This is a genomic window from Paenibacillus hemerocallicola, from assembly GCF_006265175.1.
Lineage (GTDB): Bacteria > Bacillota > Bacilli > Paenibacillales > NBRC-103111 > Paenibacillus_AB > Paenibacillus_AB hemerocallicola.
In genome coordinates this window covers 164,887-181,984 of sequence record NZ_VDCQ01000005.1, presented here as the reverse complement: position 1 = coordinate 181,984, position 17,098 = coordinate 164,887, and the positions used below count along the sequence as shown (strand labels likewise).

The window sequence follows — 17,098 nt, the reverse complement described above, 5'->3', positions numbered from 1 at the left end:
CGCGGTCGGCCGGCAAAACGAAACAAAAAAATTACGGCCCTGAATCGGGGCCGCTTCGTTCGAACGGTATTCCTTCCAAACGTTCCACCTTTACCGCCAAATGCCGTACGGCCGGGATCGTCAGGAGCAGCTGCGCCGCCACGAGCAGAGCGATTCCGGCACAGATCGCACCGCGCAGCAGCCGTTCCATACGGTCGGACAATTGTACGAAACGCTCCTCGTATTCCTCGTCTCCCGCTAGCCGATTGTTATCCTGCCGTTTCTCGCTGCCGGACATTCGATGCTCCCACCGTTCTTTCGTTTTGAGAAGCAGTATGCCCTATATGCTGACTATTAAAACGGTCTTTCGTATCCCGTTACCTTTTTCGGAAATCGAGCTGGCGTTCGAAGCAATACCGGATGATGCGCTGCCGCTCCATGTCGACGATCTCCGTAAATTGGACCATGACGATCAGCTTGCCGCTCTCCAGCTGTTTGATCCGCACGATTTCCCCTTTGAAGTTGGCATGCTCGATCGTTCCGTTGCGATAAGGTACCAGCAGCCAGCAATTCAACATATCGTGCGTTTTGATCGGAATGCGGCTTTCGCAAAGAAACGATATGCCGCCGCCCCCCACGTCGTCCGTCATCGCCGTAAACATAATTTGCTCGGTCACCTTGACGGCTATCTCCAATTCGCCCGGCACCCGCAAAAAGTTGCGGCGCTGCACCTTCGTAATCTGGTCCGGTTCAGGCGGCTTGATCAGGACGAGCCGGATGACTTCCTCCTTGAAGCCGAGAATGACGGTGTTGAAATAATTTTTCACTCCGCCTTCCGTAATGTAGTGGGCGTTGATCTGATCTCCCGCATACAGCCTTTTCAGTTTGCCCGTCCCTACCTGCAGCGGAACTTCCATGGAAATATAATTCGCGTTGACGTCGGCAATACGCGATTTGTACACCAACTGGGCTTCTTCAGGGTCGATAGAATTCACTTGTATATATAAAATTTCATTCACCTTTGGAAGCACGTCAAAGGACCTCCCAATCCCGTATGTAATACTTTAGTCCTATAATTGCTGATGTAGTCCTATTATACCATGGCCGCCGCGAGATAGAACAACAAAATAATGAATAGCCGGCGGAAAACGGCAAGCCTAATGTTAAAGCAAAGAAGAGAAAGCCGTCAAGAAGGGCTTTCTCCCCGATATTGCCGAATGCATTATGAAGATACTTCCGCATCCGTCTGCTTCAGCTGCTCCACTTTTACTTCTTCGCCTGTGTCGCCATTGATATAGATCCGATACAACGAGCCGTTAACGCGTCCCGTAAACTGATAGCACAGCACTTCCTGATCGATATCGTTTTTGATAAGCGCGAGGGAGTCCCCGCTGCTCTGGAAGTTCGAATTCAACGACTTTTTCGCTTGCTCGAGCGACAATGTCGGCTTTTTCAGCTCGCGTTTTTTGTGCTCGAATATATAATCGGCGGCTTGCAGACCGACGACCTCCGCATTGTCGAGAGCCACTTTGACAGTCAATTTGTCCGGATACACGACAACGTCGTCTTGCTTGGCCGCGAATGTCAAGTTGGCGACATTTTGGAACGCGTCGTAGCTGACCGGCGTCAAGCCCTGATAGTCATGCGCATCCAAATACGACTGAGCCGATTGACGAGCCTGGTCCGGATTGACATTCGTCTCGCCTATTGCGCGGGAGTCCATGAACCAAATCAATTGGCCGCCTCTTTTCGTAAAATCCATGGCGACTTCGCTGCCGGTTTCATTTTTCGCCGACAAGCTGTAAGAATTATATTCCGTACCGTTGCCGTTCTCCACGACTCGCACATCCGTCAACGGCCGTCCGTTCATAAGCTGCTCCGCCTTCTGTCTGATCTCCTCTTCCGTCGTTTCGTTGCCGGAAAGCGCCGTATACGTACGCTTCTCGAACATGGCGGACATGGAAGGCCCCCAGTTCAGCTCCTCATATTCGCTAACCTTTTTGTCTACAGTCTGGAATCCGTCGATGATCGTATTGTCGAGCATTTTCTGTTCGGAAGCAAGCGCCGATTCCACATCCATCCAACGCAAGCTGCTCGCTATGACTTTGGTCTGAACATCGCGCAAATCATTGGTGATTTCTTTGGAATGCTCGTATAGGGCGGTCAACGTTTTCATTTCTTCATCATTCAACGGCTCGTTCGTCAAGTCCCGCACCGCCGCCCGATACGAAAAATTGGAAATGTTGCTCAGCAGCTCCTCCGTCTTGTTGAACGGCAGCAAAGTTAACGGCAATTGATTGATCTCGCTTTGCGCTTGACTGGTCAGCCTCCACACGTTAACGAGACCTTTGCGCTGCGAAGCGTACGATGCCGAATTCAGGGCGAGCGTGTTGCCGAGCTCGGTGTGCAGCTTGTCTACGTGAAACGATAAATCGTGGAACGCGCGCTGGTACTGATTTTCCGCTTTGATCAGGATCGAGTTTTTTTCCTGGTTGACTTGATACCCCCATAACACCGCTCCGATCAGCAATACGGTCATGATCGGGAACATAATGGCGCTCAGCCTTCTGTACATATTCAGCTAACTCCTTCCTTTTGCCACATTTGAGATTAGCTTTCGCCGGAGGAGATAGCTTTATGCACGAGGAAGATGCTCCATCACAGCTCACGGATGAAAACGCGAGAGCCTTCATTCCCGAACACAAAAAAAGAAGCCTTGCCGTATGCAGGGCTTCTACGTGCGTTACTCCATCTCGATGTCGAAGTCTAGCTGATTGTTGCACAAACATTGCTTAAATCCGGTTTCGACGCGTTCCTTATCTTGCCTGCCGCGCAAAACGAACTTTTCTCCGCAATGCCTGCACCGTATTCTCACTTTGACCCGCGCTGCTGCGTTCATTGAAACCTCCGAATGGCTTTTTCCACCTTTACTGGAAGTATGGCCCTTTTCGTCACGTTTTAATCTCTTCCTCTCGGCGAACGGCGCGAAAAGGAGACTTCGCATTAGCCCGATTAACGTTGCCCATGCCGCGAATCCATAAGAATACCATCAAAGGTACGATAAACCATATCCAATACGTCTTTGATTGAAGCAATATATAGTCGAACAGTCCGTGCCAAAAAATCGGAATCGCCAGCGATTTGATCAATAGCCAATTCGTGCGGGCGGGATCGCCGAACTTCGCTTTCCCCATATAATATCCCATCATGACGGCAAATAAAGCATGGCCCGATACCGGCAAAAAAGCTCGAAACAAAAGCGCCGAGAATGAAAACTGATTGAGCAGCGCATAAATAACGTTCTCCAGCGTAGCGAAGCCCAGCGATACGGACACCGCATAAAGAATCGCGTCGTAAGGCTCGTCGAACACCGTATGCTTGTATATCGCATAATATAAAATGAACCATTTCAGAAATTCCTCGACGGCCCCCGTTATGCCGAAAGCGAATAAAAAAGGATTTTCCCCCAATCCGACTACGAGAGTACGTTGGAGCACCATCGTCGGAAAAACGAGAAGAACCCCGTACAAGAAAACGCGGGCGACCATATGGACCGGCTCGGAGTGATACAGGTCTTTCAAGTAGAAATATACGAGTAGTGCGATACCTGGCGCCACGGCGGCCGTGATGACCGAGAGCCACTCCATACGTCTTGCCCTCCTTTCTGTGCTGAACATGGGAAAAAGCATCCGCAAAAACGTTCGTTTTCGAAGATGCTGTTTATCCGGATTCGAGCAAACTCGATTTATGGTGACCCGCGGATCATTTATGGAAATGCTCGCAAAGGACGCGGATCGCGGATTCGTCGATGACCCGTTTGCCATACTCGTCCAACACCGCAGTAGTCACCGAGGTGGCGTCCCCATACTCGGACAAAATGGCGATGAGCGCCTGATACTGCGGTTCTTCCATATGCTCGGGGTCGATTTGCAAAATCCACTTGTTCTTATAGGAATAGAGAACTCCTTCGGTAACGCCGATTCGCGACGCTACGTGGGAAGCTTCCAGCAAAAATTCGAAGTCATGAAACGCATACGTGATGACGTCGCTCTGCTCCAGCGTAACTTCCATCTCGTATACTTCTTCCGCTTCTTCTTCGTCAACCGGGTCCGACGCGTTCTGCACCTTGCCGCGGGTCACGATTACGACCATACCCTGTGCCTGAAGGGAGAACACTTCTACCGCGAGCGGTCCCGAAGCATCGAAGCCGAGCTCGGAATGAGCTTGCTCCATCATTTCGCTGAACAGCTCATGGACTTTCGGAATTTCGCGCCACATGTCCTCTTTCTGTATACCGCGCTCCGTTAGGTCGTCAAATGTCAGGAAAATCCTTATCTTATCCACACTCAAGCGTTCAATTCTCATGACAGGACCTCCCTCCCACTTCTGTGTTAACAGAGTATGATGCGATACGACGATTGGTGAGCCAAAGATATCGGGCATGTATAGACTATGTTACCATGTTTTTAAGGGTGATGCACTATAAAACTTCGTTATACTTTATCGTCCGGATGCCCTTTTTTTTGCCGGTCCGGAGAAGCGAATCCGTCATCGTTTTTTCCGGCCATTTCTATTTATTACGTTGCTTTTCATGATTCGTTTCGCTATGTATGGGTTAAAAAAACAAAGGTCCGGCTCATGGAAGAGACCGGACCGTTACCTTGCATATAGCTTATTGGGTCATGTACGATTTTTCCGATTTGTTCATGATTTCATCGACTTGAGTTTTGACGGTCGGATCTTTTTTGATCAGCTCTTCCACGTCTTCGAGTCCGGCGCCGTTCCATTCGGAACCGGAAAATTTGTTGCCGGTCGTGTGCGTTTGCGTCTTGCCCGATCTGGCCGTTTTGCCTGCCGATTGGTTCGAGCGATTCGACAATCCGGCGAATGACAACGATCTGCTGTTGTTGAAATAAACGACGGCGGCAGCGCCTACCAAGCCGCCAAGTAAAAATGCGCCCATTTTCATTGCTGTCCCTCCTGATTATCTTGTATGGCGATCACCGTTAGCTTATCCGTTTGACGGAAAGACAATGCTTTTTAAAAATTAGGAGGTGCAAATGAGTTTAAATTCATAGCGGATATGTAACAATATGGACAAAAAAGCACAACACGACAAAGGGAGGCGATGTGATGTTAACGATAATTAGACCGCTTGCCCTTATTATCGCTATGGCTGCACTGCTTGCATGGATACCGGCATGCCGGACAACCCCGGCGGCAGTCGAGCCGCTTGCCATTCCCAATCCTGCCGCTACCGGAGCTCAGGACCAGCCGCCCGCAGCCCAGCAACCGGAAACGGTTTCCGAACCGAATGGGCCTGTCCAACGCGAAATTGCCAAATCGTATAAAATGAACAAAAATTACGATATCGTTCCGATCGATCCGTCGGGCAACGGCAAAGTCGTCCTATTGTCATTCGACGACGGCCCTAAGGAAAAAACGCAGATCGACCTGCTTTTGGCGGCTCTGGATAATCATAAAGCGAAAGCGATTTTTTTCGTCAACGGGTATCGGGTTCAGAAGCAGCCCGAGCTGCTCAAGCTGCTTCACGAGAAAGGACAAGCGATCGGCAACCATTCCTGGGACCATATCGATTTAAAAAAAGAAAAAGCGGAAGAAATCGACCGTCAAATCAAAGATGTCCAGCAAATCGTCACGGCCACGATCGGCGAAGCCCCGAAGTTTTTCCGTCCGCCGTTCGGCTCATCGAACGATTATGTCAAGAGGCGGGTCAAGGACGAAGGCATGCTGTTCATGACTTGGTCCAACGGCTCGGAGGATTGGCTTTCCACGAACCAGAAGCCGGAGGGCGTCATCAAGCGGGTGCTCGAGCAGCTTCACCCGGGCAGCAACATATTGATGCACGAGCTGCCCTGGACTGCCGAAGCGCTCGACGAACTGTTGACTAAGCTGGAGGAGAAAGGTTATTCCTTCGTCGATCCCGACTCGATCGATACGGCCCTCTCTCCTTTTCCATCCAGTTAAAAAAAGTCCCTTGCGGGACTTTTTTTATATAAGTTTCAGTGTCCCGCAAAGCACCTGCATAAACATCGAGCAAAAGCGCCGCTTTGCGGTTTTTTTTATGCCTCCCCATATACCTGATACCAAAAAATGATGCCCATCGTAAGCAAAATAAGCAGTACGACCAGGCTCGCATGAAAAATGCGCGTCGCTTTGGCGTTGTCCGATGAATGGATGACGCGTCTGGGCGGAAGACGCATATCTTCTTCGCTCGGCGGCTTCTGCGTCGTATTCTCGGAATAGTCAGCCTTCTCCATCCTCTTCATCCTTCCTGTATCGTATCAGGCAGCCCATCACGAAGTCGATTATGAAATGAGCCGCGATCGGCGCCCAAAGCGAGCCTGTCAGCAAATACAATTTGCCGAGGCCATAGCTGATCGCGAATACCATCCCCGTCATCAACCAATGGCGCAAATAGCGGATATGGATCGCGGCGAACAAAATACTCGTCCAATACGGTCCGAACGCATGTTGAATCGCGCCGCGGAACAACAGCTCCTCGCATACGGCCACTATGAACGAAATAACCGCAATGTGCCATAACGGACGGCGCCCGAACAGCTTCTTGTTGATTCCCCCGTCGTCGGTCACTTCCTCCGGAACCCATCTGGCGATAAGCCAATCGAATACCAGCACTCCCGCCGCAAAGAGGGCCGCCCATCCCCAAACGGACAACCGTTCGGGCAAGCGGATCAGAGCAGTCAAATGTTGGGACTGAAATAAAACGATCGAAATGCCGAGAATAAATGTAATGGCTTGCGTCAAGTACAAGTTGACGAGAAGCATGGAATCGTCCAGCTCGCCAGGATCGACTTTGCGGATCCGGATGTTTCTGAAGTTTATTTTTTTCATGTTTCCTCCGGGATACACGGTTCACTTTTTGGGTAAATTCACCTATACTTATTTACAAAACTAGTCAAGGAGTCATGGCATGAATAAGCGTCTAAACCGTTCGGACTATTTCTTCTCGCTCACTTTCGTCTTTCTGCTCGTCTGCGTGGCCGGCGCTTTCTTTTTTGGAGTCGAGATCGGACAAAGTCGTACGGTAACCAAGTACGAGGCCATGGCGGCCAAACAAGAAGAAGCTTCCAAAAAGCCTGGAGCTTACGACCAGCAGCATCTTGTATCGTTTTATCATACGATCTATGCGCCTTACCGGGAGTTCAGCAACCGGTGGTTCGACAAGCTGAAGGAGCTCGAGCTGCAAGGAAACACTTCAGATGCGGCAGCTGCAATGAAAGATCTATCGAAAACGGCGGATGACAAGTACGACGCCATATCGAAAGCCGTTACGCCGGAAACGTCTCCGCTTCTCGGCGAAGCGCACCAAAATTTGCTGAAAGGCCTGAAGCTGTTTTCCGATACGGCGAAAAAGTATCAATCGAAAGCCAATTCCATTCACCCGAGCGTACTGCTGACGGAAATCGACAAAGACGCTTTTTTTCAAGGGGCCAAAACGTTTGCTCTTCAAGGCCAACAGCAATATTATAACGCAATCGTCAAATGGAACGAATCCGTCGAGCCGCAGGTGCAAGGCTCCAACTTGCTCGGACAATCCGCATTTACGCTAAAAGATTGGAGTCAAATGAGCCTGAATGTGAAAAATGTCGTAGTCGCCTCCATCCTGCTGAGCGAGAAACGCTATTTGCCGCTGTATCCGCAAGATTTGACGGTTCGCATCGACGAAATGATCACGAACGGTCAAGCCAAAAAAATGAATTTGAACGATATTCAGGCGATCGCCGATTTGCTGTCCGACACGAACGCGGCACGCAAAGGCGACTTCATTGCACGCAAGGACAAATGGTACGCCGAAGAAACGAAGCCGCAGCTCCCCTTCTTCTACGAAAACAAATAAAATGGCGTTTCAATTTTGCGGGTGACTCATTGCCTTCCATTTGAAGATATCGAAAAAAAACGCCGAGTTCAAGCGTATGCGGGCCGAAGGACGGTATTGGCGTCCGGACGCCCCGCAATATGTGTCCATTTTTTGTCGGTAAACGTTTTCCAACCTTTTCTGCTGTCACAAATATGTCTTAAAATAATTGACACCCCAAACCTGACATGATAAAGTAAGAAAAAAATGAAATCACTATTAAAATGAAAGATCAGAACGACAATGACGGAGAATAGTATAACTGAAGCCTACAGAAAGCCGGTGGTCGCTGCGAACCGGTGGCGTCCCTTATACGATCCACTCCCGAGTCGATGCGCGAACAGATTCTGTCTTAAGCGCAAACGGGAGAGCCCGTTAAAGCTCCCGGTCTACCGTCGATTAGACCGAGAAAGGCCGGGTGCGCGAGCGTCCGGCGAATTAGGGTGGCACCGCGAACCGAGCTCTCGTCCCTATATACGGAAATCCGTATTGGGACGGGAGTTTTTTGCATTTGTTTAACTCATACTGTAGGTAATCACAAGGAGGAGCATGAACATGTACAAAGTATTGGTATCGGATCCGATCAGCGATTTGGGATTGCAGCAGTTAACGGATGCAAGCGATGTGGAAATTGTCAAAAAGACGGGACTCGGCGAAGACGAAATCGTTGCCATTATCGGCCAGTTCGACGCGCTCCTCGTCCGTTCGCAAACTAAAGTGACCCGCCGCATCATGGAAGCCGGTACGAATCTGAAAGTAATCGGACGCGCCGGAGTAGGCGTCGACAACATCGATCTGGAGGCGGCTACCAGCCTTGGAATCGTCGTTATCAACGCACCGGACGGAAACACGATCACGACTTGCGAGCATACGTTTGCCATGATTATGGCATTGGCCCGTCATATCCCGCAAGCTTATATGAAAACCGTAACCGGCGAATGGGACCGCAAATCCTTCGTTGGCGTCGAGCTGCGCAATAAGACGTTGGGCGTGCTCGGGCTTGGCCGAATCGGAGCCGAAGTGGCCAAGCGCGCTATCGCGTTCGGCATGAGCGTGCTCGGCTACGACCCGTTCATGACGGAGGAGCGTGCGGAGAAGCTCGGAATCAAGCTGGCGACGGTGGATGAAATTATCCGGAACGCCGACTTTATGACCGTTCACACACCGCTTACGAACGAGACGCATCATATGATTGCCGGTCCTCAATTCGAGGTGATGAAAAAAGGAATGCGGATCGTCAACTGTGCGCGAGGCGGCATCATCGACGAAATGGCTCTCGTCGAGGCGGTCGATCAAGGCATCGTTCACGGAGCCGCATTCGACGTCTTCGAGAACGAGCCGCCGGCTGCGGATCATCCGTTCCTGAAGCATCCGAAAATTATCGTCACCCCCCACTTGGGCGCTTCCACGATCGAAGCGCAGGAAAACGTCGCGATCGACGTATCCGAGCAGGTCATTCATATTTTGCGCAACGAGCCGTTCAAAAACGCGGTCAACATGCCTCCGATTCCGGCAGAGCTGTTAAACAAAATTCAGCCGTATTTCAAGCTTTGCGAGAAGCTCGGCAATTCGCTCGCGCAAATGACCGACGGTGCCGTACGCGAAATTACGATCAATTACTCGGGGGAACTGGCCGATCTCGATACGAACCCGCTTACCCGTTATGTGCTGAAAGGCGTGCTGTCCCACCATCTGGGTGCCGAGCAGGTCAATGCCGTCAACTCGATGCATCTGGCCAAGCAGCGCGATATCAACATCGTAATCCAAAAGTCGATTTCGACCAAAGGCTTTACGAACCGGATCACGCTCAGCCTGAATACGAAGGTGGAAGAGCGCTGGCTGTCCGGCTCGCTGCTCGCGGGCTTCGGCGAACGCATCGTGCAAATCGGACCCTACCCGGTCGATATCGCTACCGAAGGCAATCTGCTGCTAATCTCTCACACCGACAAGCCGGGTATTATCGGCCGGGTCGGCACGCTGCTCGGCAACAACGACGTCAATATTGCGACGATGCAGGTCGGACGTACCGATGTCGGCGGCTCCGCGATCATGGTGCTGACCATCGACAAACAAGCGCCGAAAGTCGTCTTGGAGCAATTGTCCGGTATGCCTGATATTAAGCGGGTACGCGAAATTACGCTTGGCTAACGACAAAACGATGAAATTGTTTCACGTACAACAAGATTAGTCGCGGTCGTTCAACATATTCCTCCAAAAGAAATGTTAATCAGTGAAAAACGGTGATAAGAATACCGTCTATCGACGTATTTCGACGACGTCATTTTCGACTCCCCCGATACGATGCAAACAGGGATAGCCCGCTAATAGCGGACTATCCCTGTTTGATGATTTCGATACCTTATATTCTTATGCGGTTCGGAATTTTAATGAAAAACGTAGTGCCGGAGCCGAGCTCGCTCTCCGCATTGATCGTACCCTGATGCGCATCGACGATATTTTTGACGATGGCGAGTCCGAGCCCGGTCCCTCCCGAGGAACCGCGTGTCCGCGCTTTATCCGCCTTGTAGAAACGTTCGAAAATGTAGGGCAAATCTTCCCTCGGAATGCCCCGGCCTCTGTCCATGATTTCGATAAGAACGCTTTGCTCCGGAACGGTTTGCGGATTGACGCGTATTTCGATCACCGCGCCTTCCGGCGTATGGCGCACCGCATTGTCCAGCAAATTCGTCAAAACCTGCTCCAGCCTGTCTTCGTCCGCATAATGCAGCGTAATGCCCGTATCCGGATAAGACAGCTTCAGCACGATGCCGCGTTCCTTGCAGAGCGCTCCGAACTTGCGATGCACTCTCTGGATTAGCGGCTCCATATCGAACTCGCGAAAATGCAGCTCCATATGACCTGCTTCCATCCTAGCCAAATCCAGCAGATCCTTCACGAGCCTGCCCATCCGCAGCGATTCGTCGTGAATAACCTGGGCCAGCTCGCGACGCTCTTCCGGCGTCGCCGCGATATCGTCCAACAGCGCTTCGCTGTACCCCTGCAGCATCGAGAGCGGCGTACGAAGCTCATGCGAGACGTTGGCGACGAAATCCTTGCGCAGCTTGTCCAGCCGATGCTCTTCCGTAACGTCGCGGAGTACGGCCACCGTTCCCCGCAGCCCTTCCATCGAGTACAGCGGCGCCATGACGACGGAGTGTACATTGCTGTGCACGTGTATCGTCGACGTAATTTCTTTATTGCCGCTCACGACCGACGCAAACAACGATTGGAGCGGTCCCGGTGCGCGCGCCCCTTTCTCCAGCTGCTCGCCGCCTTCTTCCTCCCAACTGAGCGCACTCCATGCCTCGACCAGCCGCTCGCCTTGAGGATTGGTCAAGATCACTCTTCCGTCGGCGTCCAGCGTGATGACCGCATCCGTCATACTGCGCAAAACGCTGGTCAAATGCTCCTTCTCGTGGCTCAACGCGTTGATCGTCTCGTCCAGCCGACCGGTCATCTGATTGAACGCATTCGCCAGCTCGCCGATTTCATCGGAAGACGTTACCGGAACACGCGTCTTGTATTCGCCCAATGTAATAAAGTCGGCCGCCTTTTTCATTTGCAGCAATGGCTGCGTGATCCGGGTCGACAAGAAAAACGCGAACAGCGTCGTAAGCAGAAATCCGATTACACCCGCAATAATGAATAAGTTTTGAAAATAAGCCTGCGTGTAATCCAGAGATATTTGCGCCTGATACAAAATGACGACTCCCGTCATTTTGCTGCTGCCGGCCTCCCGCTGGGGAACGGCGACGGCCAAAAATCGTTTGCCCGAATGCGGATCGTAATAGATGGCCGGTGACGTTCCGCCCTCCAATACTTTCCCGAGCTTCTCGGGTTCGAACAAATCGTATGCACTCAGCTTCGGAATTTGCGTGACCTTGGAAGCCGGTATCGTCTCCTCCAGCCGGCTGTTCAACACGATCATCGCCGCATCCTGGGCGTCCAGCAATTCCGCAACCGCATTGACGTACGAAAACTCCTCTTTATGAAGCGTAAGATCGCCAGACACTTTCACCGCCATCTTCTGCAGGCTGCGCTCCTGATCCTTGGAGTTGGCGAAATTCGTATCGAGAAATTGTCCCATAAAGACGCCGTTGATCACGAGAACAACGGCGACTAATCCGATTATGGTCATCCACAGCTTGCCGACTACGCTTTTCCAAAGTTTCACTTTATTTCGGCACCTCGAGCTTGTACCCTACGCCCCATACGGTCGTAATCATCGAGGCCGCATCGGGCGATACTTTATTCAGCTTCTCGCGAAGCCGTTTTACGTGCGTATCGACGGTGCGCAGGTCGCCGAAAAATTCGTAGTTCCATACATCCTTGAGCAAATCCTCGCGCGAGAACACTTTATCGGGCGATGTGGCCAAATAATGCAGCAGCTCGTACTCCTTGGGCGTTAACGCCACTTCCTGCCCGCCCGCGGTGACGCGATGCGCGTCATGCTCGATGATAAGGTGAGGGAATACGATATTATTGCTCGCATGAATCGCGTCCTTCGCCAAGTAGGCGGTCGCCGAGGACCGGCGCAAAATCGCCTTTACCCGATAAATCACTTCCCGCGGGCTGAACGGCTTGACCACATAATCGTCGGCGCCGACCTCGAAGCCTTGCACCCGGTTGGCTTCCTCGCCTTTGGCCGTCAGCATGATGATCGGTGTCGCCTTCACCTGCCGAAGCCGGGCGCATACTTCCGTTCCGTCGATGCCCGGCAGCATCACGTCGAGCAGAATCAGATCGTAATCGCCCTCCAACGCTTTCGTCAGCGCCGTTTCCCCGTCCTCCGCCTCGTCGATGATGTACCCTTCCTTCTCCAAATACATCCGCAGCAGGCGACGAATCCGTTCCTCGTCGTCCACCACCAATATGCTCGCTTTCAAGTCAACCATGCACGTTCACCCTCCTTAAACCTTATACGCCCGCGTACGAGTGAAGACCCGCTATAATCAAATTGACGCCCACATTCGTAAACATGACGACGACGAAACCGATAACGGCCATCCATGCCGATTTGCGGCCCTGCCAGCCGCGCGATAGCCTGAAGTGGAGATAGGCGGTGTAGTATAGCCAAGTAATAAGCGCCCATACTTCCTTCGGGTCCCAGCCCCAGAACCTTCCCCACGCCTCGTGAGCCCAAATCATCGCGAAAATGAGCGCGCCCAGCGTAAACAGCGGAAATCCGATGGCGATCGCCCGGTAGCTGATTTCATCCAAATCTTCCGGATCCATCCCGCTTGTGGCCGGCTGGATCGCCGCCCCGATTTGCTTGCGCAAGATCAGTCGCAGCAAAACGTACAAGATCAGCCCCGCTATGAGCGACCATATAAACGTGTTCAGCTTGCGTCCGGCATTGATCCCGTTCATCCAGGAAGGCGCTTCGAACAGGGGCTCGGATATGCCGAGAAACGGCTGCATCGATTCGGCCGTACTGTTGAACGGCTTGACGATCGGCGGCAGCACGTAGTCCACGTTGCTCTTCTCCACGTATTCCTGGCCGTTCTGATCAATCTTCGTAACTTCGCTTACAAACTTCGCTTCATAGCCCATTCCCTTGAACACGAATACGGTGATAACGAACGCCACGGTCGTGAGCACGACGAAGATGACTACTTCCACCCCGCGACGCTCGCGGCGGTCCGCTTTCGACGTGCCTTTGAAATTGACGACGCGCAGCAAGTACATCAGCCCCGCGGCGAAGCCGACCGCGAAAAACGCTTCGGAGAATGCGGCCGTCGTAACGTGAATTTTCAGCCAGTAGCTTTGCAATGCCGGGATAAGCGGCTGAATGTCCGGCGGAAACACGAGTGCATAGGCGAGAATAATAACGCACACCGGCATCGCGAACATGCCGAGCACGGTTACGCGATAGATCGAATAGACGATGACGAACGCAAGGGCGATCATCATCGAGAGGAACGTCAGAAATTCGAACATGTTGCTGACCGGGATATGCCCCGCCGCATACCAGCGTGTAAAGAAATAGCCAAGCTGCGAGGCGAAGCCGACCAAGGTCAGCACGAGTCCGAGCTTGCCCCACCTTTTCGCGTGGGTCTCCGGATCGCGGGAGCTCCACTTTTTCCCCGTAACGGCGATACCGTACACGACAAACGACAGCGTATACAGGATAAAGGCTATCAATAGAAATGTTCCGCTTAACGATTCCGTATTCAAGTTTTGTTCACCTCATTGGACAACTGCTTCGGAGCGATTTCGATGCCCATCTTGTTCAGCATCCCCGCTACTTCGTTGCGCAGCCCGTACCAGTTTTTATTCGTATGCGCGCCCAGCGACATTTTGTTTCCTTCGTCAAATCGGATCCAGATGCGCCGATGCTGCCAATACAGCCCCATGACCACGCCCACCAGAAATAACCCCGCACCGGCAAAAATGTAAGGCAGCGCCGTATCTCTGCGGATGTTCAAATAGCTCGTGAAGTTGGCGATTTCGACATCGGCCATCGAATTGACGGAAATATCCCACTCGCTTCCGAAAGCCCCGTTGATTTTGTCCTGGCTGTATTTCTCTTTGTCGATCTCCCGGGGAAAGTACAAGTAAGCTTGTCCGTCCGCCGGAATTCCGGGCCCCGTAATCGTAAAGACGAAAGCCGGTGCGTTTGGCTCGTTGGATACCGTAATCGGAACCCCTTTATCGTTGATCGAGAAATCGGGGAAATAATCTTTCAGCTTAAGCTTGTAGGGTCCGGCATCGTACATATCGACCGGATTTTTCATCTTTAGAGTAAACGGGCCGTAAGACTGTCCGGTTTGCTTGTTTTTGAGCAGCGGCTTGACGGACAGCAGCCGGGGCGTCTGCGAATAATCGAACTGATAGGCGAGCAGCCCTTTATAGTTCAAGGGGTGATTGACGGTAATGCTTTGCCGGGTAAGCTCCTTGAGCTTGGGCTCGCCGTTCGTTCCGTCGCAATCGGCCGTACATTCGTACAATACCGCCTTCGTCTCGTAAAGCTTCGCGACCGTTTGCCCTTTATCGCGAAACTTCTCGGTCATTTCGTCCTCGGTATAAAACTCCACGTTGAACTGCTCGTTTTTCAGAAAATAGTGGGTTTCCGGTATTTTCGTCGGCTCGCCTTCGAGAAACCCGACATACTCGTCCAATTGCCAGCCCGGGAGCCCTCTCATCAAAACGGCGAGCAAAAAAATGATCAGCCCGATATGGTTGACGTACGGTCCCCAACGGCTGAATCGATGTTTCTCCGCGAGCAGCGCGGCGCCGTCCGTATGGACCCGATAGCCTTTTTTGCGCAGCTTGGCAGCCGCTTCCTCCACCCAGGCCTCTGCTTTCGCCGGCTCGGAACCGATCGACGGGATCGTGTCGGCGTAGACGATTTTTTGCCGTAAAATAAAGTTCAAATGTTTCCGAATTTGCTGCTTGCTGAGCGCGCGGTACAGCGGAAGCACCCGATCCAGGCTGCAGATGACGAGCGAGGTTCCGATGCACACGAGCAGACCGATAAACCACCAAGAGCCGTACGTGTCGGACAAACCTAGCTTGTAATACAGATCGCCCGTCCAGCCGTACGTGTCCTTGTAGTACTTGGCCGGATCGATGTTGAGAAACGTATTTTCCTGCGGGTATATCGATCCCAGTATGGAGCCGACCAGCGTGGCCAAAATGAGATAAATCGCTACCTTGACCGACGAGAAGAAATTCCATACCCGATCGAGCACGGACGGGTTCGCCTTCTGGGAACGACGGGCGACGCCGTCGTAACGCATTTCGAGCGGAGCGTCCCCCAAGTCGTCATAAAGCGGTTTCCCGCACGACTCGCACAATACGGTTCCCACATGATTTTGGTGCCCGCATTCGCATTTCGTGTTCACAATCACGGGGTGTATCGCTCCTTTACAGTTTCAGCATCGAACGGACCATCTGCTCGATGTAATCGTCATCCATTTCCAATACCGCGATTTTTACGATTTTACCTGCCGGATCGATGAAGAACGTTGTCGGGTAGTACCGGACCGCATACCGGTCCCTCATGCGCAGCTCCTTGTCGAACAGGATCGGGAACGTCACGCCGGTTTGCTTGACGTAGCTTTGTACGGTCACTTTGCTTTCGTCCAAATTAAGGCCGAGCACGACGAGCCCCTTATCTTTCCACTTCTCGTATTGCCTTTGGATGGCCGGCATTTCGCGGATGCACGGCTCGCACCAGGAACCCCAGAAATTGACCATAACTGCCTTGCCCCGATAGTCGGACAGCTCGGTCTTGGTTCCGTCGAGCCCTGTTAACGAAAAATCAGGAGCAGTGCTCCCTTCCCTCGGAATATCGTCCTTGGCGAACAGGCTGCTCCCTATCGTATATCCTCCGATCAGCAAAACCGCGGTCAATATGATGCCTTGAATCCATTTCTTATGCTCGCGCACCTGCGGATCACCTACATTTCGTAATATGAATGCGGCTACACCCATTATAGCGAAATCGTTCAAGAAAAAACGCCGTCATTCCGGACTTTTTTGAACATTATGTGACTGTAGAGCGCTCTCTCGAAGCTCCTCGATTTCCGCCTTGCCGAGCGCGCGGTGCTTGCCTCTCTGCAGGCCGGCCAGCAGCAAAGTTCCGAACTGGATGCGCTTCAGCTTGATGACCGGATACGAAATCGCCTCGAACATGCGGCGCACTTGACGATTGCGGCCTTCGTGGATCGTGATGGACACGATCGTTTCGTTTTTGTCCGGATTGATATCCACATACTCGACTTCGGCAGGCGCGGTGATGCCGTCTTCCAGCTTGATGCCGCCCCGCAGCTTGTCCAGCAAATCGCCGTGCGGCACCCCTTTGACCGTAGCGTGATAAGTTTTCGGAACGTGATGTCTCGGGTGAGTGAGCAGGTTGGCCAGCTCCCCGTCGTTCGTCAGGAGTAGAACGCCTTCGCTGTCATAATCGAGACGTCCGACCGGATATACCCGCTCCTTGACGTCCTTGATGTAGTCGCTTACGACATTCCGTCCTTCCGGATCGGAGGTGCTCGTAATGACGCCCTTCGGCTTGTTGAACAGCAAATATTGCATGCGCTGCCGGTTGATCGGTCGCCCGTCCACTTTTATCGCATCGACGGCGGGGTCGACTTTGGCCCCAAGCGTCGTTACCGTCTCATCGTTCACTTGCACCCTGCCCGCTTCGATATATTCCTCGCATTTGCGTCGGGAAGCTACGCCCGCCTGGGCCAATACTTTTTGCAATCGTTCCAT

The 17,098-nt window shown here is 52.3% G+C and carries 18 protein-coding genes and 1 other annotated feature; of the genes, 3 read left to right on the top strand and 15 right to left on the bottom strand.

Features of this window, described 5'->3' with window-relative positions; all coding sequences use genetic code 11:
* Nucleotides 1-31: 31 nt before the first annotated feature.
* From FE784_RS05565 to FE784_RS05540, 7 genes are all read right to left on the bottom strand, one after another.
* Nucleotides 32-277: a hypothetical protein gene (locus FE784_RS05565; protein WP_139601136.1), complete on the bottom strand. Its 246-nt coding sequence runs from the start codon at nucleotides 275-277 to the stop codon at nucleotides 32-34.
* A gap of 79 nt (nucleotides 278-356) precedes the next feature.
* On the bottom strand, nucleotides 357-1,010 hold the full coding sequence (locus tag FE784_RS05560; RefSeq protein ID WP_139601135.1) for a flagellar brake protein: 654 nt from the start codon (nucleotides 1,008-1,010) through the stop codon (nucleotides 357-359).
* A 191-nt stretch (nucleotides 1,011-1,201) separates the two neighbouring features.
* Nucleotides 1,202-2,554, bottom strand: a complete 1,353-nt coding sequence (gene ypeB / locus FE784_RS05555) for a germination protein YpeB (RefSeq protein ID WP_139601134.1) — start codon at nucleotides 2,552-2,554, stop codon at nucleotides 1,202-1,204.
* Between the two features lie 168 nt (nucleotides 2,555-2,722).
* The gene (locus FE784_RS40675; protein ID WP_176705980.1) at nucleotides 2,723-2,878 is read right to left on the bottom strand and encodes a hypothetical protein; all 156 of its coding nucleotides are present in this window, start codon (nucleotides 2,876-2,878) and stop codon (nucleotides 2,723-2,725) included.
* A 52-nt stretch (nucleotides 2,879-2,930) separates the two neighbouring features.
* Nucleotides 2,931-3,626, bottom strand: coding sequence for a glutamic-type intramembrane protease PrsW (gene prsW / locus FE784_RS05550; protein WP_139601133.1), 696 nt, complete (start codon nucleotides 3,624-3,626; stop codon nucleotides 2,931-2,933).
* Between the two features lie 115 nt (nucleotides 3,627-3,741).
* A complete protein-coding gene (locus FE784_RS05545) occupies nucleotides 3,742-4,344 on the bottom strand; it encodes a genetic competence negative regulator (protein ID WP_139601132.1) in 603 nt (200 codons plus the stop codon).
* Between the two features lie 307 nt (nucleotides 4,345-4,651).
* Complete coding sequence (locus FE784_RS05540; protein ID WP_139601131.1) at nucleotides 4,652-4,948, bottom strand: hypothetical protein; 297 nt, start codon at nucleotides 4,946-4,948, stop codon at nucleotides 4,652-4,654.
* A 164-nt stretch (nucleotides 4,949-5,112) separates the two neighbouring features.
* Between FE784_RS05540 and FE784_RS05535 the strand changes: the two genes are divergently transcribed.
* A complete protein-coding gene (locus FE784_RS05535) occupies nucleotides 5,113-5,967 on the top strand; it encodes a polysaccharide deacetylase family protein (RefSeq protein WP_139601130.1) in 855 nt (284 codons plus the stop codon).
* Nucleotides 5,968-6,062: 95 nt separating this feature from the next.
* On the opposite strand, the gene FE784_RS05530 is transcribed toward FE784_RS05535, so the two are convergent.
* Entirely contained in the window at nucleotides 6,063-6,260 is a 198-nt protein-coding gene (locus FE784_RS05530; RefSeq protein WP_139601129.1) for a hypothetical protein, read from the bottom strand.
* Entirely contained in the window at nucleotides 6,247-6,855 is a 609-nt protein-coding gene (locus tag FE784_RS05525; protein WP_139601128.1) for a CPBP family intramembrane glutamic endopeptidase, read from the bottom strand. The genes FE784_RS05530 and FE784_RS05525 overlap by 14 nt, the downstream gene beginning before the upstream one ends.
* A gap of 79 nt (nucleotides 6,856-6,934) precedes the next feature.
* Here FE784_RS05525 and FE784_RS05520 point away from each other — a divergent pair, with 79 nt between their 5' ends.
* The gene (locus FE784_RS05520) at nucleotides 6,935-7,861 is read left to right on the top strand and encodes a hypothetical protein (protein WP_139601127.1); all 927 of its coding nucleotides are present in this window, start codon (nucleotides 6,935-6,937) and stop codon (nucleotides 7,859-7,861) included.
* A gap of 252 nt (nucleotides 7,862-8,113) precedes the next feature.
* Nucleotides 8,114-8,354 (top strand) — a binding site (T-box leader).
* A gap of 80 nt (nucleotides 8,355-8,434) precedes the next feature.
* Nucleotides 8,435-10,027: a phosphoglycerate dehydrogenase gene (serA, locus tag FE784_RS05515; RefSeq protein ID WP_139601126.1), complete on the top strand. Its 1,593-nt coding sequence runs from the start codon at nucleotides 8,435-8,437 to the stop codon at nucleotides 10,025-10,027.
* A 211-nt stretch (nucleotides 10,028-10,238) separates the two neighbouring features.
* Here serA and FE784_RS05510 read toward each other — a convergent pair whose 3' ends face one another.
* The 6 genes from FE784_RS05510 to FE784_RS05485 form a co-directional block, all read right to left on the bottom strand.
* Nucleotides 10,239-12,053, bottom strand: a complete 1,815-nt coding sequence (locus FE784_RS05510; protein WP_139601125.1) for an ATP-binding protein — start codon at nucleotides 12,051-12,053, stop codon at nucleotides 10,239-10,241.
* A gap of 1 nt (nucleotide 12,054) precedes the next feature.
* On the bottom strand, nucleotides 12,055-12,774 hold the full coding sequence (locus FE784_RS05505) for a response regulator transcription factor (protein ID WP_139601124.1): 720 nt from the start codon (nucleotides 12,772-12,774) through the stop codon (nucleotides 12,055-12,057).
* A gap of 22 nt (nucleotides 12,775-12,796) precedes the next feature.
* Nucleotides 12,797-14,056 carry a cytochrome c biogenesis protein CcsA gene (gene ccsA / locus FE784_RS05500; protein WP_139601123.1) on the bottom strand — a complete coding sequence of 420 codons (1,260 nt, stop codon included), beginning with the start codon at nucleotides 14,054-14,056 and terminating at the stop codon, nucleotides 12,797-12,799.
* Nucleotides 14,053-15,732, bottom strand: coding sequence for a cytochrome c biogenesis protein ResB (gene resB / locus FE784_RS05495; protein ID WP_139601122.1), 1,680 nt, complete (start codon nucleotides 15,730-15,732; stop codon nucleotides 14,053-14,055). The genes ccsA and resB overlap by 4 nt, the downstream gene beginning before the upstream one ends.
* Before the next feature lie 16 nt (nucleotides 15,733-15,748).
* A complete protein-coding gene (resA, locus tag FE784_RS05490) occupies nucleotides 15,749-16,273 on the bottom strand; it encodes a thiol-disulfide oxidoreductase ResA (protein WP_139601121.1) in 525 nt (174 codons plus the stop codon).
* 75 nt (nucleotides 16,274-16,348) lie between these two features.
* Complete coding sequence (locus FE784_RS05485) at nucleotides 16,349-17,098, bottom strand: pseudouridine synthase (RefSeq protein ID WP_139601120.1); 750 nt, start codon at nucleotides 17,096-17,098, stop codon at nucleotides 16,349-16,351.